General features: G+C 30.6%; 20 protein-coding genes. 3 read left to right on the forward strand and 17 right to left on the reverse strand.

Going from position 1 to position 24,016, the window contains the following annotated elements; all coding sequences use genetic code 11:
- Positions 1-44: 44 nt before the first annotated feature.
- The 6 genes from CLAU_RS02475 to CLAU_RS02500 form a co-directional block, all read right to left on the reverse strand.
- The gene (locus CLAU_RS02475; RefSeq protein ID WP_013239111.1) at positions 45-488 is read right to left on the reverse strand and encodes an NUDIX hydrolase; all 444 of its coding nucleotides are present in this window, start codon (positions 486-488) and stop codon (positions 45-47) included.
- Between the two features lie 108 nt (positions 489-596).
- Positions 597-827 carry a hypothetical protein gene (locus tag CLAU_RS02480; protein WP_023161873.1) on the reverse strand — a complete coding sequence of 77 codons (231 nt, stop codon included), beginning with the start codon at positions 825-827 and terminating at the stop codon, positions 597-599.
- Between the two features lie 288 nt (positions 828-1,115).
- Positions 1,116-3,068: a GTP-binding protein gene (locus CLAU_RS02485; RefSeq protein WP_013239112.1), complete on the reverse strand. Its 1,953-nt coding sequence runs from the start codon at positions 3,066-3,068 to the stop codon at positions 1,116-1,118.
- Positions 3,069-3,366: 298 nt separating this feature from the next.
- The gene (locus CLAU_RS02490; RefSeq protein WP_013239113.1) at positions 3,367-4,101 is read right to left on the reverse strand and encodes an ABC transporter permease; all 735 of its coding nucleotides are present in this window, start codon (positions 4,099-4,101) and stop codon (positions 3,367-3,369) included.
- Positions 4,101-4,943 (reverse strand): ABC transporter ATP-binding protein, encoded by an 843-nt coding sequence (locus CLAU_RS02495; protein WP_013239114.1) that lies wholly within the window; start codon positions 4,941-4,943, stop codon positions 4,101-4,103. The genes CLAU_RS02490 and CLAU_RS02495 overlap by 1 nt, the downstream gene beginning before the upstream one ends.
- Before the next feature lie 143 nt (positions 4,944-5,086).
- Positions 5,087-6,094: a LytTR family transcriptional regulator DNA-binding domain-containing protein gene (locus tag CLAU_RS02500; RefSeq protein WP_013239115.1), complete on the reverse strand. Its 1,008-nt coding sequence runs from the start codon at positions 6,092-6,094 to the stop codon at positions 5,087-5,089.
- A gap of 206 nt (positions 6,095-6,300) precedes the next feature.
- Here CLAU_RS02500 and CLAU_RS02505 point away from each other — a divergent pair, with 206 nt between their 5' ends.
- Complete coding sequence (locus CLAU_RS02505; protein WP_013239116.1) at positions 6,301-7,221, forward strand: DMT family transporter; 921 nt, start codon at positions 6,301-6,303, stop codon at positions 7,219-7,221.
- Between the two features lie 5 nt (positions 7,222-7,226).
- On the opposite strand, the gene CLAU_RS02510 is transcribed toward CLAU_RS02505, so the two are convergent.
- The 7 genes from CLAU_RS02510 to CLAU_RS02540 form a co-directional block, all read right to left on the reverse strand.
- Complete coding sequence (locus CLAU_RS02510; RefSeq protein ID WP_013239117.1) at positions 7,227-8,099, reverse strand: cation diffusion facilitator family transporter; 873 nt, start codon at positions 8,097-8,099, stop codon at positions 7,227-7,229.
- A 22-nt stretch (positions 8,100-8,121) separates the two neighbouring features.
- A complete protein-coding gene (pglX, locus tag CLAU_RS02515) occupies positions 8,122-11,646 on the reverse strand; it encodes a BREX-1 system adenine-specific DNA-methyltransferase PglX (protein ID WP_029169948.1) in 3,525 nt (1,174 codons plus the stop codon).
- Between the two features lie 356 nt (positions 11,647-12,002).
- Positions 12,003-12,323 carry a hypothetical protein gene (locus CLAU_RS02520; RefSeq protein ID WP_013239119.1) on the reverse strand — a complete coding sequence of 107 codons (321 nt, stop codon included), beginning with the start codon at positions 12,321-12,323 and terminating at the stop codon, positions 12,003-12,005.
- A gap of 66 nt (positions 12,324-12,389) precedes the next feature.
- Entirely contained in the window at positions 12,390-13,535 is a 1,146-nt protein-coding gene (locus tag CLAU_RS02525) for a YibE/F family protein (RefSeq protein ID WP_013239120.1), read from the reverse strand.
- Between the two features lie 42 nt (positions 13,536-13,577).
- Positions 13,578-15,818 carry an ATP-dependent Clp protease ATP-binding subunit ClpA gene (clpA, locus tag CLAU_RS02530; RefSeq protein WP_013239121.1) on the reverse strand — a complete coding sequence of 747 codons (2,241 nt, stop codon included), beginning with the start codon at positions 15,816-15,818 and terminating at the stop codon, positions 13,578-13,580.
- A gap of 2 nt (positions 15,819-15,820) precedes the next feature.
- Entirely contained in the window at positions 15,821-16,120 is a 300-nt protein-coding gene (locus tag CLAU_RS02535; RefSeq protein WP_013239122.1) for an ATP-dependent Clp protease adaptor ClpS, read from the reverse strand.
- 295 nt (positions 16,121-16,415) lie between these two features.
- Positions 16,416-18,134, reverse strand: coding sequence for a cell wall-binding repeat-containing protein (locus tag CLAU_RS02540; protein ID WP_013239123.1), 1,719 nt, complete (start codon positions 18,132-18,134; stop codon positions 16,416-16,418).
- Between the two features lie 560 nt (positions 18,135-18,694).
- Here CLAU_RS02540 and CLAU_RS02545 point away from each other — a divergent pair.
- Positions 18,695-18,901 carry an alpha/beta-type small acid-soluble spore protein gene (locus tag CLAU_RS02545; RefSeq protein ID WP_013239124.1) on the forward strand — a complete coding sequence of 69 codons (207 nt, stop codon included), beginning with the start codon at positions 18,695-18,697 and terminating at the stop codon, positions 18,899-18,901.
- 57 nt (positions 18,902-18,958) lie between these two features.
- Here CLAU_RS02545 and CLAU_RS02550 read toward each other — a convergent pair whose 3' ends face one another.
- Positions 18,959-20,953 (reverse strand): methyl-accepting chemotaxis protein, encoded by a 1,995-nt coding sequence (locus CLAU_RS02550; protein ID WP_013239125.1) that lies wholly within the window; start codon positions 20,951-20,953, stop codon positions 18,959-18,961.
- Positions 20,954-21,240: 287 nt separating this feature from the next.
- On the opposite strand from CLAU_RS02550, the gene CLAU_RS02555 reads away from it, so the two are divergent.
- Entirely contained in the window at positions 21,241-21,786 is a 546-nt protein-coding gene (locus tag CLAU_RS02555; RefSeq protein ID WP_013239126.1) for a flavodoxin family protein, read from the forward strand.
- Between the two features lie 71 nt (positions 21,787-21,857).
- Here CLAU_RS02555 and CLAU_RS02560 read toward each other — a convergent pair whose 3' ends face one another.
- From CLAU_RS02560 to CLAU_RS02570, 3 genes are all read right to left on the reverse strand, one after another.
- Positions 21,858-23,027: a CynX/NimT family MFS transporter gene (locus CLAU_RS02560; RefSeq protein ID WP_013239127.1), complete on the reverse strand. Its 1,170-nt coding sequence runs from the start codon at positions 23,025-23,027 to the stop codon at positions 21,858-21,860.
- Between the two features lie 237 nt (positions 23,028-23,264).
- Positions 23,265-23,471, reverse strand: coding sequence for a helix-turn-helix domain-containing protein (locus CLAU_RS02565; protein ID WP_013239128.1), 207 nt, complete (start codon positions 23,469-23,471; stop codon positions 23,265-23,267).
- A gap of 12 nt (positions 23,472-23,483) precedes the next feature.
- Positions 23,484-24,014, reverse strand: a complete 531-nt coding sequence (locus CLAU_RS02570) for a DUF2975 domain-containing protein (RefSeq protein ID WP_013239129.1) — start codon at positions 24,012-24,014, stop codon at positions 23,484-23,486.
- Between the last annotated feature and the right edge of the window lie 2 nt (positions 24,015-24,016).

The following is a 24,016-nucleotide window of genomic DNA, read 5'->3' on the forward strand; positions in this document are numbered from 1 at the left end:
TACTCCTCCTAATATCGTAGAATAAGAGCATTCCATCTTAACAATTAAATTTTCTTGCTAAGTCTTTTATTAAGTTCCCAAAGTGCTACTTTATTTCCATCCCATTTTAAACATGAAATAGCATCATTATAGCTCATCCACCTATATTCTGTATGTTCATGTGAAAGTATTAATTGCTTATCTATTATCTCAACTCCATAACAATTTTCAGGTATAACATAGATATTTTCATTCCAATAAATACTATCTGCAAATTCTTCAGCAGGAATTGAATTAACTGTGTCTAACTTCACATATGGTAAATCCTTAGAAATTCCTCCTTCTTCCCATGCTTCTCTTTTAGCCGATTCCATTATCGTTTCACCATCTTCTCCGCCACCAGAAATAGCTTGCCACCAATCTTCATCGTTTCTGTGAAATATAGCATATTCTATACCTTTATCATTTATATAATAAGGAAATACTAAAACTTGACATGGTGCTCTCATACTTACCCCCACTTTCTTATATTAACTTATAGTTCTTGCATAATATTTTATATTTTTAAAGTTGCAACTTAATAAACAATAATAAGAATATTACGTCGTTAAAGATAGTTAAACCCAAATATTAACCGGATTGTCATGAGGTATTCGATCAGATTTTAGTTTACTTAAAACTACACTTGTATTAAGTTCTGGATATACTTCATTTATTATATCTAAGGTCTCCATTATAATAACTAAAGTATTCTCATATGCCTCCTTTGGTGGATAGGTAAAAATATCTCTAAATCTTTGTTCAATATTTTCAGGTTTAATTTTAAAAGTCTCAAGTGATTTATACATCCATTTAAATGTAGGAAAGTATAGTTTATTTAAAGCAAGAAGTATTAAGAATATATTCTTTTGTAAATTTGCAATATGCTCATATATTAATGTTGAATTTTACCTTTGGATATAAAGTTCAGTTTGAGTACTATCAATTGATTGCAGACTTTCTTTAATATTCTTTATTGCAAGCTCCTTTGGATAGCCTTTTGCTCTATCCTTCCAAGAATATACTATTTTTTCACCAAACAGTGGTATGCAAGTTCTTATAAATACCCCTTCAAATGATTTTCTAAAAACTAAAATCTACTTTAAGCAGTGCATATATTCTCTTGCTCTATCTCCTTTTACTAAAAAGGGCTGTCCTTTAGAACAAAATACTGAAGTAGATGTATATTCAATATCTGCATTTTTATCATAGCCTATCTTTTCAATAACTTCTTCTTCATTATGGCAAATATCATATCCATCCAATACAAAATTAATTTTACCTCTTCCTTTTGTAAAAGAGGTAAAATCCACAGCATAATTCATAAATGTAGATACTGGCCCTCTGCCTGTTATAATAACTTCACCATTCAAATTATTAGGATTTTCAAAAGAGCCTTTTAACTTTTGTATATCAGATAAAACTCTTCCCATATAATCTGCACTTACCTTAATCTTAAATCTATAATAGGGTTCTAAAAGTATGTTTTTCACACCTTCAAGTCCCTGTCTAAGTGCTCTAAAAGTTGCCTCTCTAAAATCTCCCCCACAGGTATGCTTAACATGGCATCTTCCTGTAATAAGTGTAATTTTTATATCAGTTATGGGAAAGCCTGTTAAAATACCATGATGATCTCTTTCATAGATATGTTTGCCTATCAATTTCTGATAATTTATGTCTAAGTCATCTGCACTGCACTCATTGTAAAATGAAATACCACTATTTCTCTCTCCTGGCTCCAATTTAAGGTATACTTCTGCATAATGTCTTAAAGGTTCAAAGTGTCCGCAGCCATAAGAAGCTTCTACTATGGTTTCTTTATATAAAATTTCACAAGGTCCAAAATCTACGCTTAAATCAAATCTTTCCTTTACTAGTTCTTTAAGTACTTCCAGCTGAATTGTTCCCATAATATTTACCTGTATTTCACCTAGCTTTTCATTCCAACTTACTTTAAGCGCAGGATCTTCTTCTTCTAAAACTTTAAAACAAGCTAATACATCTTTTTCATTTAAACCTTTGTCAAATATTACTCTTGATTTTAACGCTGGAACCATCTCATAATTAACTTTTCTATGGCAATTTCCAAGTCCACACCCTACAATTGAATTTGATAGGCCTGATACTGCAGCAAGTTCTCCTGCTGATGCTTCATCTACTGTTTTAAATTTGTCACCATTACAGATCCTAATTTGTGTTACTTTTTCATAGCAATCCTGAGATGTATTCACTGCAATTTCATCTCTAACTTTTAAAGTACCTTCTAGTATTTTTATATAAGTAATTTTATTTTTTTGCTTGTCATGGCGTATTTTATACACAATTCCTTGAAATTTTTCTCTATCATTGTAATTTGTAAAAGTAAGCACATCTAATTTTTCTAGAAAATCATCTATTCCCTTATCTTGAAGGGCAGAGCCACTCATACAAGGAAATAATTTACTCCTAAATATCATATCTCTTATAGAATTCAGCCACAGCTGATTTTCAAAATCTTCTTCTATATATTTTTGAAGAAGTTTATCACTGCGTTCTGCTGCAAACTCCATAATCTCTTTACTGATTTTATCTAACTGTACAGATTCAGAAATAAAACATACATCTTCTGTTAAGTTTACTCTGATATCTTTAAGTATACCTTCTACATTTGCTCCAATCCTATCTACTTTATTTATAAAGAAAAATGTAGGTATCCCATGTTTTTTCAAAAGCTGCCACACTATCTCAGTCTGTGCCTGAACACCTTCAACTGCACTTATGATAACAATGGCATAATCCATTATTTCAATAGTCCTCTCCATTTCAGATGAAAAATCGGCATGTCCAGGTGTATCTACCAAATAATAATTAGAAGATTTATACTTAAATACAGCTTGATCGGAAAATATGGTAATTCCTCTATTCTTCTCTATGTCATTATTATCTAAAAATGAATCCTTATGGTCTACTCTTCCTAAATTTTTAATACTCTTTGTATGATACAAAATCTGCTCAGCTAAAGTAGTTTTTCCTGCATCTACATGAGCAAATAATCCAATTGTCTTATTCATATGCTACCCCTCTTAAAAGATGTATAATGTATGTACATTTCATTCTAATATATTGTAGCATAAAAAAAACAATATTTTATACGTCTATTATAGCTAAACAAAACTGAAAATAATATATCCGATCGCTATCATTGCTAAAACCCCCATCTTCTATCAAAGTGGGGGATAATCACTGCTACGTGCCTGGATAAGTTCTTCCCTTAAAGGATAACGTATTCTAAGTGCTAAAGACACTAAGAATACTGTTAATAAGGTTCAGCTGGAGAAAGTCATCCTTATAAGCAAACTCCATCTGAACCTAAGAATCACTTGATATTCCATTTCTATTATAAACATACGCAAAAACCAAGGATGAACCTACTATCCATGCAAAAATTACAAATATATTATAACCAGAACCTTCAAGTATGTTTTTGCCATCAAAAACTTTTTTAAGAATTATCATTGAATTGTAATTTGGCAGCAAAGTTGCAATTTTATAAAAAGTTTTATTTAATCCTGAAAGCAAAGGTATCATAAATAGAAACATGCATAGAGGGGTACCAATAGTCCCTGTTGCCATTTGATTTTTAGATACAATTCCAATTACAGCTCCAATTTCTACCATACTAATTAAAACTACAATCGTTATAATAAAATACATTAACAAATACTGCATTTGAATTTTCAACATGAAAAATATAGCTATATTTACAATTACTGAAATAAAAATAGTTATAAGTGCCTTTCCAATTAAAAATTCTGCGGGAGAAAGCGAAGTTAACATAAGAGTCTTCAATGTATTTTTTTCCTTTTCCTCTGCTATTAACATAGCCATTATAAGTGTAGCCACCATAACTAAATTCATATTAAGTATGGTATTTAAAATATATATTTTCCCTTCTTGTGAATTCATTACATTTCTAAATATCTTTAAATATATAGCACAAAATATTACTGGAAGTGCAGCCATAAAAAGTACGTTTATATTCTTAGGCAGTTCCTTTAACTCCTTGCTAAATAATGCATTTACTCTTCTCATTGAAAATTCCATTATAATTCCCTCCCTGTAATATCTAAAAATATTTCTTCAAGATTTGGCTCCATTGAATGAATGGATAAAATCTCTCCATCTTCCATCCAGTTTTTAATTTTAATTGCTCCATCCCTATTATTCTTCACGGTTACTTCTTCATTATCTCTTAAGACAACTTTAATATTGTCTTTTGCATATTTTAACTTTAATTTTTTAGGGGCTCCTATATCAACTATCTCTCCTTCATTTAAGAAAGCTACTCTATGACACAGCTTGTCAGCTTCATACATATTATGAGTAGTTAAAAATATAGTTGTCCCTTCTCTATTAAGCTCAAGAAGCAGTTTGTAAACTTCTAAAGCCGTGCCAGGATCTAAAGATGACGTAGGTTCATCAAGAAATAACAATTTAGGTTTGTGAATCACTGCTCTTGCTATCATAAGTCTTTGTTTCATTCCTTTAGATAGTTTCTTCACATCCCTTTTTCTATACTCTGTCATTTTCACTTTTTCAAGTATTTCATCTACATTTTTCTTTTTTACTCCGTTTATATTTGCAAATAGCATCAAATTATCTTCAACTGTAAGTCTTTCATATAACCCACTATTATCTGAAAGCACTCCTATATTTTTAAAAATATCTTTTTTTTGTGAACGCAAACTTTTATTAAATATTTTCACATCACCGCCTGTTGGCACTAATTGGCATGTAAGTATCTTAATTGTAGTAGTTTTTCCAGCTCCACTTGGTCCTAAAAATCCAAATATTTCTCCTTCTTTAACATCCAGAGTTAAATCTTTAATTGCTGTATTTTCCCCAAAATCTTTTCTAAGACTTTTAATAGAAATAATATTTTCCATAGCTAAAAACTCCTTTCAGTTTTACTATGGTTAATTATTATACAAATGCTGCTATTAAACCATAAAATCAACATGAAAAGAGTAATACAACTTATGAATCCTGCTTTTTTAGAGCTGAATTTTCACATTTTGAGTTAAAAATATCATATATTTAGGATATCTTTTAGCTCTTTCATTCTCCCTTTTGAAAGTGGAATAGAACTTTTAGTTTTATCATCGAGACTTAAACTATAACTATTTCTTGTCCACATCACAACTTCACGTACTCTTTGAAGATTTACCAAATAAGATCTATGACATCTAAAAAATCCGAAATGCTTTAGCCTTTTTTCCAGCTCTGTAAGTGGCAGCATACATGGAAACTTTTCTCCTTTTATGTTTAAGTTACTTACACCCTGTTCACTTTCTACATAATCTATTTCCATAGGATCAAAGAGAATCATTCTTTCATCAATTTTAGCAGGAATCTTTTCAATTTTATATACTGTCTCATCTCCCCTATCTGATTCTTCCTGGCCGTTTTCCTCTCCCTGTATTTCTTTTAATCCATTTTCATCTATGCTATAGGATTTTCCTCCAAGGAGTAGTATATCCTTAAAAGATACAGAAGTATTGACTACAATTACGCCATCTGAAATTAATTGATCCATATTTTGTATTATAAGTTTTGCATCATATCTGTCCATATTAAGTATAGGTTCTTGAAATATTAGAAACTTAGGTTCTTTAAGCAATTCTCTTGCAAAACTAAGTCTCCTTTTTTGAGAATAAGTAAGCTTGTTTATTTTAGTATTTTCAATATCTATAAGAGCAAGTTTTGCCATCATTTCCTTATAATTAACTTTAGAATTGGCTATATTTTTATAAAATTTCATATAGGATTTTACAGTCATATTTTCATAAAAACCTTCTTTTCTAAATACAACGCCTATGTGTTTCATATTTTTTCTTATATAAGTTTTGTTACCTTCTCCATGAATATATATATTCCCCTTAGTAGGCACCTCTTTGTCTAAAATAAGATCAATCAATAAATCACTTATTTGATCGCTACACTCTATATTTATCAAATTATCCTTTGTAACTTTAAATGTTATATTATTTATTACAATATCACCTTTTACCTTATATAACTCACTTATTTCCAGCAAAACTAACCATCCTTGTACGATATATTTAGATTGGTGAAGTCAACCTATAAAACTCTTTTAAAATATTTCCAAATATCACAGTACAATTATAAATTAAGTATAATTGTAACTCAACATTTATTTAACCTATATCCAAAATTTTACCTTCACTTAATTTTAAAAAAATGTATAATATAATTATTGCTTAAAGAAAGGAATTGACATAATTGGACAACAAAAGTTTTTTTACAAATAAAAAAATAGTAATACTACTTGCATCTTTTTGCTGCATACTATGGGGAAGTGCCTACCCTGGAGTTAAAAGTGGGTATGCCCTTTTTAAGATAGGCTCAAAAGATATATTTTCAGAATTGTCTTTTGCCGGCTACAGATTCATACTTGCAGGATTAATTGTTTTGATAGTAGCTCTATTTTCTTCTAAAAACATATTTTCAATAACTAAAAAAAATGTCAAACAGATTATACTACTTGGTTTGACTCAAACTACTCTTGAATACATATTTTTTTATATTGGACTTGCTAATACAACGGGTTCAAAAGGCTCTATAATGAATTCCACTGGTACATTCTTCAGTGTAGTACTGGCCCATTTTTTGTATAAAAATGATAGGATAAATACTAAAAAAGCTATAGGCTGTATACTTGGTTTTATTGGGGTACTAATTGTAAATTTCAGCAGTGAACTTTTAAGTTTTAGCTTTAAATTTACAGGTGAAGGTTTTATCATATTATCTGCCTTTGTATTTTCTGCATCTTCAATTTACGGAAAACAAATCTGCAAAAATATAGATTCAGTGCTTGTAACAGGATATCAACTCCTTATAGGCGGTTTAGCTCTTTTAGCTCTTGGACTTTTCAATAAAGGCTACGTGACAAACTTCACAATTGGCTCTACTGCTATTTTATTATATTTAGCAATACTATCAGCTGCCGCATTTTCAATTTGGACAGTGCTATTAAAATATAATAAGGTTGGATTTATTTCCATGTTTAATTTTGTAATTCCTGTGGCAGGTACCATTCTATCTTCTATATTTTTAGGTGAAAGTATCTTTAATGTTGAAAACATTGCAGCTCTTGTGCTTGTATGTATAGGAATTTTTATAGTAAATAGGGATTCAAAATAATAACATTATTTTGAATCCGGTTCTACATGTATAATTGCATGTTTGATTTTAAATTCTCTATTTAACATTTCTTCTATTTCTTCTGTGATTTCATGACTTTTAACTACAGTAAGCTTAGAGTTAACTCCTATTACAATATCAAGCAAAATATTATTACCATGAACACGTGCTTTCGTACCTTTAACACAGCTAACGCCATCAATTTCCTTTATTTTAGAAACTATACTATCTAACTGTTTGCTGTCAAAACCATCTGTTAAATTATGCGCTGCTTCCTTAAAGATTTCCCCACCTGTCTTACAAATTAAAATTCCTACTAGTACTGCTGCCAGTGGATCTATCCAGGGGAATCCAAATTGAGAAGCTATGATTCCAGCTGCAGTGCCCATACTTACCCAAGCATCTGAGAGATTATCTTTTGCAGCAGCCATCAATGCAGAACTTTTAATTCTAAGCGCAACCCTTTTATTATATACATAAACTGCATATATAAGTATTGCACAAATAATGGCGACCACTGCTGAAATCATATCTGGTGCCTTGTTCTTTAAAAAAATGGTGGTATACACTGCATTGTAAATTACATCTAAACCTACAGCTATCATTATTAAAGAAGCAACAAGTGAAGATATAGTCTGTGCTCTTAAATGACCATAGGCATGATCATCATCTGCTGGTTTTCTAGATATTTTGAGTCCTATAATAATGGCCAGTGATGCAATTATATCTGTTGAATTATTCACTCCATCAGCAGTAAGTGCTTTAGATTGATAAAAATATCCTAAAGTCAATTTAAGCATCGATAAAATTATATAAGCTATAATGCTAATACGTGCACCCTTTTCTGCAATTTTAAGATTCTTATAATCTTCATCCATACTTTTCTCCTTAAAATAAAAATCATATTTTGCACAGCATCTCTTTAAACTTTTTATAGTTAGTTTTCACACCTTTATCCAAATTTATTTCTATTTTTGTAAAATCCATGTGTTTCATCATTGCATCATACTTTTCCAATTCATCTATTTTTTTAAGAAGTACTAGAAGCTCTTTTTTAGCTTTCTTTTTTTTAAAACATCCACAGCCCTCTTCCATTACATTAAGGAGCTCTTTCCTTTTTTTATACAACATACTTTTGAGCTTTCTTATATAAATTATACTTATTTTAGATAAAGTATCTTTATCGTATCTATGCATATAAACCAGACAATTAAATGTCTTTTCCTTGCCAGATGTAAACATCCAATATATAGGTCTCTTTTTATACATCTTTACATGATCTTTAAAAAAATCACATACAAAGTATCTTCTTATAGTATCTTCATCTGTTTCATTACTCTTTTTTCCAAGCGTTTTTGCTATAAATTGAAGATTTTCTGATAACTTTTCTTCTCCAAAAGTAGCACTTACAAATTGTACAAATTTGTCTACTATATCATCTTCAAAATAGTGTTCTGAAAGTACTGGGATTATATTATCCTCATCAGGTGAAAAAGTAGAGTAAAACCATGCATCGCTTTTTTCACTTTTAACCTTCCATTTTTCATTTTCAAGTTTCCATTTATTATGAAAATTTCCTCCAGCATATACAATTCCATCTACATCTAAAGAATACCTACCAAACATACATCCTACGGCATAAGAAATAAAGCTCTTTATATCTCTTGATAAATCTGCTTTTCTAATAGTCATCTCCCCATCTGGTACTTCTGGTGTCAATTCATTTTTAAGTCCATAAATTTCTATAAAAATTCGATTTAATTCTTCCTCATTAGATTTTAATCTAGCAAACTGTTTATCAGTAAATATTTTCCATGCATTAAATGCATCTGACAAGTGAGTAGTATTTTTTGGATTTTCATTACTTTCCACTGATAACTGTTTACTATCAACTATCAATTTTCCACTCTTAACTGACAAAAGAGGATGCCTTGTAAAATTCCAGGAAATTTCAAAAAAGTCCCAGTCCAATTTAGATATAACTATGCACTCCTTACACAGTGAATCTATTTTTTTTCTGACAATTATATTATTGTCCATATATATGGGAATTTGCTTAACAGTTCCTGCAGTTAAATTTAATGTTGGAGATATAAATTCAAAAATATTCCTCATTATTTTAGTATTAAAAAAAGCCAGTATATAATTGTAATCAGGCTTATTTTTCACAAATATAGAATCTGCAGATTGGTCAAAAATAAAGCCTTCGTTTAACACCCTTATAGTATTATTTCCTGAAGTTATCCTTTTCCAGCTTATACCTCTTTTAAAATAAAATCTCTCATTTCTTATAACAGCACCTTTTTCTTCTTTCAACTTTTCTCCATTGTCTTTCCAATAAACTACTTCTGAAATATTTCCATACCATTTTCGGGCGTCTCCTCCCATTTGATAGGGGATCCAATATTTCCTTCTATTACTTTTACCTGTGAAATTAATAGTTTCATATTCTACCTCAAACCATTGTCTTACATATTTATCATTATTTCCGGTCTGCATGCCAGTACAGGGAAATGAAACATCAGCTATAACTTTTGCTTCATTTAATACTTGAATTTCACTATCTGTAAGCCAGTAACCAAATCTATTTTGTGGAATGTTCTTCATTTTACCTTGCTTTACTTCATACCTGTAATCCACAACTGGATTATTTATTGCCTCCTTAACCTTCTCTGGCTGGCTGAAAACTCCCTTAAAGCGTGACAGTTTAATATAATTTTCTTTAATTTGTGCATTATAATTTCTTAAAGTAAACGTACAGATTGGAACTGTTGCTTCTTCAAATGCAGAATACTCCAGCTGTATCAGATTATTTATGTTTTTATTGTCCACTATAATTTTCCTAAGCTTTTTATAAGACTGTATGAACATCCACACAAAAGGTGTCATAAATCCCAATTGACCGCTCACCTTAACTTTTGAGAAACTATATACAATAAATGCAGAAAATATATCTGACTTTCCTTCTGGATACTTATCTCCAATATATTTAGCCAAAAGTGGATTTAAATATTTATTTCCTATATAAGGTGGATTTGCTACCAAAATATCATAAGTTTTAAGCATTATTTCACTCTGCTTTATAAGCTGCGTCATAAGCCTTAAAACCTTTTTTCTTCTACTTTCTTCAATCACATTATTGGAAGTTTCATCCTTTATATACTCTAGTCTATCCTTAAAAAATTGCATATTGAATTTATCTAATTGTATAAGAGAACCATATATTTTTGCATCCTTAAAATTTTCTATGAAAGACTTTGTTCTCTCATAATTCTCTCCTGAATTTTTCCCAGCTATATAAGCTATGTCTTTATCACCAAGGCTATTAGTCTCTTGTATAGATACTATGTTAAACCTTATAGACTTTTTCTTTGTGTTATTAAGTAACTCTTTATCATACCTCATACCCCTCATTATAATTGAAAAACGTGCAAGCTGACATGCCCTGTCATCTATGTCCAGTCCATAAAGATTATTTTCTATTATAAGAGTTGGTATATCCACCTTTTTATATCCACATTTTACATATATATCATATAACAGATCAAACATATATATAAGTATGTGCCCCGAACCGCAAGCAGGATCAAAACACTTTATTTGTTCAACCTTCAATTTTTTATCTATATAAGGTTTCAGTTTATAACCTATATCCTCTTTTTTCTCTGAATTCTCTATATAAAATTCCCACTTTTCCTTTAAATCATTGTGTTCTGGATGTGACTCTATCCAATATCTTCCCAGAGAATTTTGAACCATATATTTTACTATCCAATCTGGTGTAAACAGCTGTGTTGCACAGGGAATTTCTTCTTTAGTATACTTCTTTTTTGATTTTGTTATCCTATTTTTTTCTTCAAGTTCATAGTATTCGTAAAGCCATCCTATAATTTCTATGTCCTTCCAATCGTTTTCAGATATAATATTTTTGTCTAATAGATTTTTTATAAAAGAACCTTCTTTTATAAGTTTATGTGGGAAGAGTAATTCTACATAATTTTCTTTATTCTTAAACACACAAGGCAGTATTTTATTTAAACTGTTCCATTCAGTTATTATTATATACTTAAATAATTCATCTACATTTGCATTTAATTTCATTTCATCAATTTTTTCATTATCTATATTAAACTTCAAATCATTTGCTTTCGCTAATATATTCATTCCAATGTCAGCTGGATTAAAGCAAGATAATACTCCTATTTTGGTAGAAATATAATGATTCACTTCCATAAATCTGATTGAAATAAATCTATTAAACCAAATATATGCGGTTTCTTCAATGATTTTGTTATAAGCATCATCGTCTTTTTCATTTAAGCTTTCAATTTTACCTTTTCCCATATCATATAATGATGCTTTAATTTTTACTTTAAGTTCTTTTCTACTTCGAATGGCAAAATTTTTTATTATACTTTTGTTCACTTTTGCACTTCCTAACTTAATGCATTTTAAAGAAATAACCAATAAATGTGCTAGTCTATTTTCTTTCAAATGTCTAAATAAAATTTCTATAAACAGAGTTCTTGGCATCATATAAAAAAACACTATTAAAATCATTATATCAAATGATTTTAATAGTGTTTTTAAATTATTGTCTATCAATGAATCTTACTTAGTGGGATTTTGTTTCTCCCACTAAGTTTAGATGAATTATCTAGGGGCGTAGCTACTGTTAGCTCCCACTTTGATAGAAAAGCAGGTATCCCAAATCTATGATTTGGTGATAATCGCTTTCACAGAGTGCGTGGGAGTGTTACAGTAGGTAGCCATCAGATAAATTACTCTTTTTTATCAAAGTCAAATGTATCTTTAATAGAATCCAATACTGATTTTACAGTCTTATTAGCCAGTTCTTCTATTTCATCCATTACTTCATCTTTATTTTTTATTCTACTTATATATATATCCAATTCTTCTTTTGCAAAATTTCTTACGGTTTTTAAAACCATATATTCTTCGCTACCTTCTTTAGGAATTATAGTATCCCCACTTTGTATATTTGTAAATATAGGATTATCTGAAGTTATTTGACTTTTTAATTCTTTTTTATTTTCTCCATTTCCATCTAAAACAACATAAAAATTTACAACAGTTTCCATTAATGTTCATCTCCATATTTTCAAATTGTTTCACTGTATTATAATATTGTTTTAGATTAAAAAATGTTACTTTTCCTTACCTTTATTCAGTTTAATTAAAAACGCAGTTATAACTGCTGTTATAGGTACTGCAAATATAAGACCTATACTTCCTGCCAGAGCTTTTAAAACTTCAGAAGCAATAATATCTTGATCCAAAGCTGTAGAAATAGATGTACTATAAGAGTAAGATGAAATCATAATCATTATGTACATGGCTCCTCCTACATAAGCAAGTATCAAAGTATTGGCCATAGTGCCCATAATATCTTTTCCCACATTCATACCAGATTTCACAAGTTCCTTCATAGTCATATCAGGTTTTACCTCTTTTATTTCCATTATAGAGGACGCTATAGACATACTTACATCCATAACTGCCCCAAGTGCTCCCATGATTATTCCTGCAAACAACAAACCTGAAAAATTGAAATTGGCATTTTGTGAAGTATATATAATAGACTGCATTTGATCATCAGTAAGTCCATTTAACATCATCATAGAGTTTGAAAAGAACGCTATGGCCCCTGCAATAAGTACCCCACCAGAGGTTCCTATAATAGCAGCAAGTGTTTTTTCATTTTTACCACTTATTATGAGTAGGTTCACTATGGTTACAAAAATACATACTGCAATAGATACTATCATTGGGTTGAATCCCTGTAGTATAAGTGGTATAAGCACTTTTATTACCACAATTCCAGTTATAGCTAAAGTTATTACGGATTTAAAGCCTTTTAAGCCACCTATAGCTATAAGCAATATGATTAGAAATGCAGCCAATCCATATAGATATTTATACCTTACTATCTCATAAATATAAGCTTTTTTCACCTTGTTTTTTGAATCATATTGTATATTGACTAATACTTCATCTCCTACTTTTGCAAAGCTCTGTGTACTACTTCCTTCATCTTTGATTTGCCCACCTGCAAAATTTTGAACTGTAATCACCTTGCCTTTAAGACTTCCTGATGTAATTTTTACATCTGCATTAGAAAATCTTTGGGAATTCTTGTCTCCACCTGCATGTATTTTAATAACTTTGCCATGAACTGGTTTATTATCGGTGTCTGAAGTCCCGCTTGCCATAACTTTTGCAGAAAACATACCTGCAGTCATTACAATAAAAGCCAACAAACTAATTACAATAATCTTGCTTACTTTTTTCACTTTAACTCATCCTTCCGTCATAGATCCCCTCTAATATTTAACTTATTCTCCTTCTACTTTAATCTTTATGCTATCATTTTCTATATCTATGACGCTAACGGTATCTTTAATTTTATTGTCAAAGAGCACTTTATCTACAAAATAAGGTTTTATTTCCTGCTTAACTATCCTCATTATCTCTCTTGCACCATATTCTAATGACACACCTTTTTGTGCTAACCATTTATAGCAATTATCTGTAACTGTTATCTTTATATTCTTAGTTAAAAGTTGCTTTTCAAATTCACCCATAGCCTTCTGTGCTACACGGTATGCCATCTGTTCATTCATTCCATTAAAAAATATTATTTCATCCAATCTATTTCTGAATTCCGGAGAAAATACTCTATTTACCTCCTGGGAAATTGCATCATCTTTTACAATTCTATTTCCAAATCCCATAAGTGATTTTCCTAAATACCTTGCTCCTGCATTTGAAGTCATTATAAGTATTACATTTTTAAAATCAGTTTTTCTTCCAGTATTATCCGTAAGAGTAGCATAATCCATAAGCTGCAGCATTATATTAAGTACATCTGGATGTGCCTTCTCTATTTCGTCTAAAAGCAGCACACAGTAAGGAGTCTTCCTTATAGTGTCTGTTAAAAGTCCACCTTCTTCATATCCTACATATCCTGGTGGAGAACCAATAAGCCTTGCCACTGTATGCTTTTCCTGATACTCACTCATGTCAAATCTTATTAGTGGAATATTTAAAGCATTTGAAAGCTGCTTACTTATTTCCGTTTTTCCCACACCTGTTGGGCCTACAAAAAGGAGATTTGCCACGGTTTTGTTGTCTTCATTAAATCCAGCTCTAGACCTTTTAATTGCCCTTACTACAGCCTTTACAGCTTCATCCTGCCCAAATATCTTTTCCTTAAGAATATTATCTAAATTCTTAAGAACTTTTGTCTCATCCTGTGACAATGTTCTCTCTGGTATTTTTGCCATAGATGAAATTGTCTTTTCTATGTGTTTCTTTTCAATAACTATTTGTTCTTCATCTTTTCCATGAAGCCTCGCATAGGCACCAGTTTCATCTATTACATCTATAGCTTTGTCTGGCAAATACCTATCATTTATATATTTTATGGATAAATCTACTGCTGCTTTTAAAGCTTCATCTTCATAAACCACATTGTGAAATTTTTCATACTGTCCTTTTATTCCTAGAAGTATATTATAAGTATCTTCTGCCGTAGGCTCCGGTACTTCTATTTTTTGAAATCTTCTGGCAAGAGCTCTATCCTTTTCAAATATCTTTTTGTATTCATCATAAGTAGTAGATCCTATAAATCTAATTCTTCCACTAGTCAAAAAAGGCTTTAAAATATTTGCAGCATCAAGAGATCCACCAGATACAGATCCTGCTCCTATTATAGTGTGTATTTCATCTATATATACTATAGCCTTATCTTCTTTTTCTATTTTCTTCAATATATTTTTTACTCTCTCTTCAAAATCTCCCCTATACTTAGTACCTGCTAGAATAGAACCCATATCCAAGGAATATATTTTACTACCTTTCAAATTTTTAGGCACTTTGCCATCTGCAATCAGGCTCGCCAATCCTTCTGTGATGGCTGTCTTTCCAACCCCTGGATCTCCAACATGAATTGGATTATTTTTGTTCCTTCTTGAAAGCACCTGAATTGTTCTACTAAGTATATCATCTCTGCCAATCAAAGGATCTATTTCGCCATTTCTTGCCTTTTCAGTAAGTTCTACTGAAAAATCTGCTATTTGAAAAAATAAAGGCATATCCTGTTCGTCCGATGAGTATATAGCATCATCTTCAATATTATAATTAAACATATTTGCTGGAGTTCCATGAGTTATATAATTTAATATATCTATTCTCTTTATCCCTTGTTTTTTTAGAAAAAAGCTGGCAAAACTCTGTTCTTCGTCATATATAGATATAAAAATATCTCCTAATTTTATTATTTCCTTTTCAGCTGCTAAAACATGTTCGCCTGCAGAAGTTAATATATTTTGCAAGCTTACAGTTTCCAGCGGCTCTTTTTTTTCTGTAACTTGTATATTATCACTAAAATACTGTAGCAAATCATTTTTTATATCCTGTACACTTCCACCGCATCCTTCTACTATTTCCATTCCTTCCGGGAAAAATAAAGCAGCGTATAATAAATGTTCTGGTGTAAAATATTCATGCTTACAATATTTTGCTTCATTGTAAGCTGCAGTCATAATTTCATTTACTATTCTATCTAGTTTCATAATTATTCCTCTTCCATACTAAATTTTAGTGGGAACCCACTGCTCTCCGCCATCTTTACAGCTTGCATTATTTTAGTAGCAGCAATATCATAAACATATACACCTGCTACTCCTATGCCTCTTCTATGTACATCATACATTATTTTGGTAGCTTCTACAGCACTTTTTTCAAATATTTTTATTAAAACTTCAACTACAAATTCCATAGTAGTGTAGTCATCATTGTGTATAATGACTTTATACATAGAAGGTGGTTTAATCTTCAATTGAGGCTTTTGCTTTAAAACAGTTTTTTGCGTCATTTTAACAACTCCATAGATGTAAGGCATTTTCAAAGAAATAGTCAGCCAGTATACTAGCCTATTTTCTTTCAAATGTCTAAATATATAATACATAAAATCATTTTAACATAATTTAATTTCAAAGTGTACAATAATGAATTGATATTACTGGAAAAGTAGATCACGGGAGCTTCAATTATACACATTTGGAAAGCAATTAATTGTATGCATATAAAAAACCAACCTCCAATCGTTAGATTTGAGGTCTAACTTTTGGGGGTCGGTTCATAAGAAGATGCTTTTTACATGATATTTTTTACTTTACAGGATAATAACTTCCCATATCAATATTAATAAGTTTTAAAGATGAATCCTTGTATTTATAAGATCCTTTCGCCCATCCAATTACATCTGCATGACAGCTTCCCGATATATCTTCATAAACCTTTAATTCATATACTCCATCACCATCTATGTCAGACACTGTAAATCTTGGTCCATGACCTATATATGGATCTACACTTTCTCCATCCTTTTTAATATTTTGTATACCTTCATCTCCTGTCAAATCCACAGAACAAGTCTTATCAAGAGATTTTGAGTACATTTTAAATGTATCGTATCCATCAAGGTTAAAAGAAAGATCACTCTCAGGAAAAGGATTTAAAGAATTTTCGGCACCATATTTTCCAAGTTCAAAAAACTTATTATCTTTTAAAGTTTCTATATCGCAAGTTTGTATACAACTATTTCCCCCATTTTCAACTACTGCTGTAATATCTGGGGTTCCATCTCCATTTATATCTGCAAGTACGATATCACCTTTTCCAGATGAAAAGTCTTTAATAGTCTTAGAATCAATTACTTTTCCATCTGAAGCATCCTGCACATATAATGTTGGACTTAAATCATCACCTTTACAAGCTAGTATAACATTTTCAGGTTTTCCATCATTATTTACATCAGCAGTTTTAAAATCAATTATTTTATTTCCTTGGAAATCTCCATCAAGATCTAATTTAATGCCATTAAAACTATTTTCTATAGAAGAATTTACAGAACCTTGTCCACCCAAAATATACATATTTGTGTATTTTGAATCATCTATATATTTTTTTTGTACATTTGCATTTACTCCATCAGTTAGCACTATAGGTGCATTTAATTTTGAAGCAAGTGCACTACCAGATAAAGCATCTGGAAAATTTTCACCATTAGCTAAAATTACGCTTTTAGAATCCAAATTAAAATAGTTAGCTATTTTAATTGAGGTTTCATACCTATTACTACCGCTAATTCTAACTAAATCATCACTTTTTATATAAGTCATAGCATTCTTAAGTTGATCTTCAACTTGAGTATCTAATGCACCTGTTCCACCAACTATATATATCTTAGATGGATTTATAGAAGTTATCTTCTGAATTATGCTATCTGGAATAGAATTAGATAAACTCATAAATATAGGATATCCTTTAGAAGCTGCTACACTTGATATGCTAAGTGCATCTGGAAAATTTAATCCATTTACAAGCACTACAGGAGTACCTTTTGAAGTATTTATTTCATCAACTATAGAATTGTTGGTTTCAAATCTATTCTTTCCTCCAAGTCTTTTTATATTGTTAAAATCTAACTTATTCAAACAACTTATAACCTGTGGACTTACAGACGCATCTCCTCCTAAAACATATATAGTTCCATCTTTAGATACATAATTTTCTATATAACTTAAGGAGTCCTCCTCGGAAGGATCATTAACATCATCCATAAGTAAAATAGGTGCATTTAATTTTTTTGAAAGTACAGAACCTGCGAGAGCATCCGGAAAATCTTTTCCTGATGCCAATATAACATTCTTTACTTCCTTTGAATCAAATTGTCTGCTTATATTTGCAGAGGTTTCATACCTGTTAACACCATATATTCTAGAAATATTGTAATACTTTCCACTGTCTGCAAAAACATTGTGAAAAGATGATGCTATAATAGCACAGGTTAAAGCCATAGTTACTTTGATAAATTTTTTGTTCATAATACTTGTCCCCTTTTGTATAATCTAAGTAAAAATATATGTATTATTTCACCTCTTCATATCTGGCGATACATACATAAGTTCTTCTAAAATTTATTATATTATTTATATTTTACTATGAGATTAAATTAACTGTCAAATAAACGAATAAATTACTTCACTGTACTCAATTACCTAGAATAATTGAAATCATAAATTCATGCTTAATTCACAAATACAATCATAGACTCTCTAACTTAAAAATCAAATTATATGCAGGGATATTTTTACAATAATGAAGCTCATTTAAATGTTTTGTATATAAGTCTTAGTAAAAAAATTTTAAAAAATCTAGAACTTTTGAATTGTTTGAGGTACGAGTTTTCAAAAGTTCTCAGTATTTTTTAATTTTTTTGCTTAGCCTTATCAAAATATTTAACCGAGCTGAAGATTGCAAAAAATATCTGGAGTATAATTTGATTTTTTGCTTAGAAAGCCTATGGGATACTTTAATGAACAATTTACTAAGTATATCTTTACTTAAAAGTATAAAACTAATATTGAAATGGAGGTGTTACTTTATGAGTAGAAGACCTTTAGTTCCAGAAGCAAAGCCAAAACTGGATAAATTAAAAACAAAGTATTCAAACGAATTTGGCATGGAATTTAACGACAGCTACAAGGGAAACAAGACTTCAAAATTAAACGGCCATAATGGCGGACTGGTTGGTGGCTTAATGACTAAAAAAATGGTAGCAGAATTTGAAAAAAATTTAATAGATAAGTAACTAAAAAAACAGTTAGTATCCTTAGATTTACTAACTGTTTTTTAACTATTACATTTTCTAAAGTTTAAATTTAGTAATTTCTTTTTTCATATCATTGGTCATATCTGCCAAAGTATGTGCTGTTGCTGCTACTTCCTCAGTAGAAGCATTCATTTCCTCAGATGATGCTGCTATTTCCTCAGACGAAGCTGAAACTTCTTCTGCAACAGAAGATATTTCTTCAATCTTACCAAGTATATCGGACTTTTCACTGTCAATATTTGCCGTTAAACCATTTACCATATTAATTTTAGAACTCATTTGAGTTATTTCATTAACTATAAGCTTGAATGAATCAATTGTAGTATTTACAATTGAAATTTGTGAATTTAACTGATCTTTTATTTCTCCTGATGATTTTACCATTATGCTTGAGTCATCTGATACACTATTTATCAATGTGCTTATATTTTTTGAAGATTCCGTTGTTTGCTCTGCCAATTCCCTAATTTCTTCCGCAACTACTGAAAAACCTTTACCTGCCTCTCCCGCCCTTGCTGCTTCAATTGCTGCATTTAATGCAAGAAGATTGGTCTGCTCTGCTATACTATTAATTAAACTTGTTATTTCATCTATTTGTTTTATATTTTGGCCAAGGGTAGTAGTCTTTGATATAAAATCATTAAAAGAATCACTTAACTTATTCATAGACTGGGCAAGTTGTTCCATTTCAGTATTACTTTTTGCAGACATAGTATTTATACCCTTTGCATTAGAATCAACTTCTTTTATTGAATCAATGATTTCAACTAGTTCACTTCCAAATTTATTTAGTATGTCTGTAATGTTTACTAAATTTTCTGCCTGGGAACTTGCTCCCTTTGCAACATCCTGCATTGATGTTGCGACATCACTTGATGAAGCTGCTATTTCTTCTGATATTGAAGATAAATTATCCGCATGACTGTTAATTTCTGAAGAATTTGTTCTAATACTCTTTATCATACTTATAATTGATTCCTGCATTATTTTTACAGCTCTTGCCAGAGTACCAGTTTCATCCTTAAGTTCCAAATATTTAGGGCTTATCACTGAACTCAAATCACCAGAAGATATCGTCTCTAAATATTTAATTGCTGCAACAATATTTTTTATAATCTTGCTTCCGAGAATAAATACAAAAACTAATCCTAAAATTATAAAAATTATAGATGCTGTAATAGTCCATAATCTTAAAGTATTTGTGCCACTTAATACTTCAGCTTTTGGTGAAGTAACTGCAATGGACCAATTAGTGCCATTAACAGGTGCATATCCTAAATATTTTCTTACACCACCATAAGTGTATTCTCCAACTCCAGACTCACCATTCATCATTTTTTTCTCAATATCCGCAAAAGGCTTTAATTTAGAATCTTTTTTAACATCTTCATTAATGTTATCTCCCTTTAAAACTATTTGCTCATTTACGTTGGCAACTGCCGTACCTTGCTTATTTATCATAAATGCTTGTCCACTTTTTCCAAAAGTAATATCTTTTGTTATATCATTTAATGTCTTACCATTCCTTACTGCAGTAATTACACCCACAATTTGATTTCCATTTTTTATAGGTGCCGCATATACTATAACCATGGCATTTTGTGTTTTACTTAAAACAGGGTCAGATACATTTTTTTCGCCTGCCAAAGCCTTTTTAAAGTAATCTCTATTTTTAATATTAGCTGTTTTGCCATTAGTATTTATAGCATTTCCATCTTTATCTACAATATTCATCTCAATATGTCCACTTCTTTTTACTTCTGCATCTAATATAACCCTTTTATTCTCCCATGAATTGTTCATATCACTTATCTGTGTTTCACTAGCTATAGCCTCTAAAGCATTTAGCTGACTTTCCACCCTACTATTAACAGTTTTTGCAGACTCTTTTGCTATTTGAGGTAGAACTTCATTTACATTGCCAATTAATGCCTTCGACGAAGTATAATATGAAATTGTTCCAAGACCAATACATATAATTGCAAGTAATAGTCCCATAGCCAACATTAACTTAGTTTTAATACTTCTCATTTTGCATCCTCCTTTTTGATAACCTTTACAATTGTGAGTTATATAATACATCTCTTATATTAATAATAACATAATTTGATAAATGTTTGCACCGTTTCCAATTTAATTCCTGTATCTAATTCTATTTGTCAAATCTAAACAAATTTAGTCAAACAATTAGGATAATATTACTTTGATTAGCTATAAAGTTTGATCATGCAAAGCAATGAAATATTGATATTGTCTTTATTTAGGACTATGATTATGTAATAATAATTATATTATAAAATTGAAGGGAGATATTACATATGAAAAAAGTAATATTGTTAAGCGGAAGTCCAAATCCAGAAGGCAACACTGTGCAAGTTCTTAAAGAATGTGCAAAAGTCATAGAGCAAAATGGTGTTTCAGCTGAAGTTGTGTCTTTAGCTGGAATGACTTTAAAAGATTCCATGAATCCTCAAGGAGGCTATAATGATGGATTTGATGAAATAATTGAAAAAATAAAGGGTGCTAAGGGACTCATTGTAGCATCTCCTGTTTATTGGGGAACTGCAAGAGCAGAGCTTATGACAGCACTTCAAAGAATAGCTATGGCATCTATGAAAGGTGGAAACTTCTTATCCAGAATGGTAGGAGGACCTATTGCTGTTGCAAGGCGTGCTGGCCAGACATCATCAATACAGGAAATGCTTATGTTCTATCTCTACAATGACATGATTATACCAGGCTCAACATACTGGAATGTAGTCTTCGGACAAAAACCTGGTGAAGCTTTAAAGGATGAAGAAGGAATGAGAACAGTAAAGAGATTTTCTGAAAATATAGCTTATTTGGTAAATAAACTGGATTAGTCCTATAAGGGAATGAGCATGGATTTTTGTGCAGCAAGCACACATTCTATGCTCATTTCTCACTTTTATAACTATATCGTTACATCTTCTCCTGCTTTATTTCCTACAATAAGAAGACATATTGCCATAATAATTAATCCCGTAAGTGGTATATTCCAGGAGTGAAATAAGTCAAATACACTTCCAATTATAAAAGGTCCGATAGCTGCTAGGGTATAACCTAAGGATTGTGCCATTCCTGATAATTTCGCTGCCTCTCCTGCCCCACTGCTTCTAAGTCCAATAAAGGACATTGCAAGGCTAATGCATCCTCCTGAACATAAACCGCATAGGAGAACAGAAACTGCAATAATCATAGTACTGTTTGCAATCAAAAACATGAATATACTAACTGCATAAATACAGGAAATGGTACCTGTTACTAGCTTCTGATTTTTTCTTCTTACTGCTAGTAAAGGAACAACAAAAGATGCGGGAATCGCAACTATTTGATAAGCCGAAGCATAATATCCTGCAGTCTCAACATTAATTCCTTTAGCCTGTAAAATGGTAGGAAGCCAAGCCACAAAACAATAATACAAAAATGATTGTATACCCATATACAAAGCAACATACCAGGCAATAGATGACTTGTACACATTTTCCTTAGGACTGTCATTTCCAAATTGATTTTTGCCTTTCAATTGCAAATTCCACTGAAAAAGCCAGATTAGCATAGTAACAATTACAAGTACAACCCAAATTGCCAGTGCATTTTTCCAACCTAACCCTACATCTTCTGAAAGTGGCACACTAATTCCAGAAGATATACCTGCAAGAATAGACATTGAGGTGGTAAAGATACCTGTTATCATTCCAATCCTTAAAGGAAACTCAGATTTTATAATACTTGGAATCATTACATTACCCACTGCTATTCCTATACCAATAATGGCTGTACCAATAAATAAACCTGCTGTCCCTGCAAAAGAACGAATCTCAATTCCAACTGCCATAAAAATTAATGCATAGAACATAAGGTGTCCTGAGCCATATTTTTGACTTAGCTTACTTACAAAAGGTGATACAACAGCAAATGCAATCAAAGGAATGGTTGTAATAATTCCTGATGAACTTGCCGAAAGATTTAACTGTGTTTTTATTATACTGATAATTGAACCAACTCCAGTAATAGGTGATCGCAGATTAAATGCCATAAATATAATTGCAATAATTAATAAAGTTTTATTTTTTCCATTCATTTTAAAATTCTCCTTATCGTATTTTTAACTGTAAAATACAATAAATCTATTTGTCTGCAATAAGAGCCTGAATAATTTGGGAATTAAATACAGGCAAGAATGGCATAAAAATCATTTTCAAATTCCTTCCTCCTGCTCTAATTTACTCATTTATATAGTAAAACTTTTTAATGATTTCCTATATATCATATTAGCATTTTATACTTTATTATTAAATAGTTTTATAAGAGTATTAAATTATTCCTTTTTATATTCTAATAAATCCGCAGGCTGGCAGTTGAGTTCACGACAAATTGCCTCAAGTGTTGAAAATCTTATTGCCTTTGCTTTGTTATTCTTGAGTATTGACAAATTGGCATTGGTAATTCCTACCCTATTTGCAAGCTCTGAAAGGGAAATTTTATTTTTTGCCATCACTACATCTAAATTAACTATAATTGCCATGATCTATCCCACCTAAATAGTTAAGTCATTTTCATTTTTTATCTTTACTGCTTTCCTGAGCACTTCCCCAATAACGAGAGAAATACATGCTATTATTATAAATACAAAAATATCAGGTTTCAAATTTCCATCATCCCCAAATCTAAACAGCATTCCATCAAGCTTAAATGGCGGTTCACAATATGCATTTATTATACTATTTGCTTCATATACAATACCCCCGAGGAAAACATAAATACCTACTTTAGTAAATCCATCTGCATTTTCAATAATAAATATCCTATCTTTTTTAATTCTCTCTATTACATTCTTTAACTCATAAAGTATAAGGCTAGTTAATGCTAATTCCAACTCTAAAAAAATCAAATGTTTTATAGGAACATTAAAAGGTAGTGCTAAAAAAAATGGAAATATTAACATACTACTTAAACTCATTACAAAGAAAATATTTAGAATTACATTTAAAAAGCTTATTATAAAGTTTTTTTCTCCATTAAATCTAACAATAAGTTTTCCCATTAAATTTATTTTTTTACAAAACATAT

The sequence above is a fragment of the Clostridium autoethanogenum DSM 10061 genome, assembly GCF_001484725.1.
GTDB lineage: Bacteria > Bacillota > Clostridia > Clostridiales > Clostridiaceae > Clostridium_B > Clostridium_B ljungdahlii.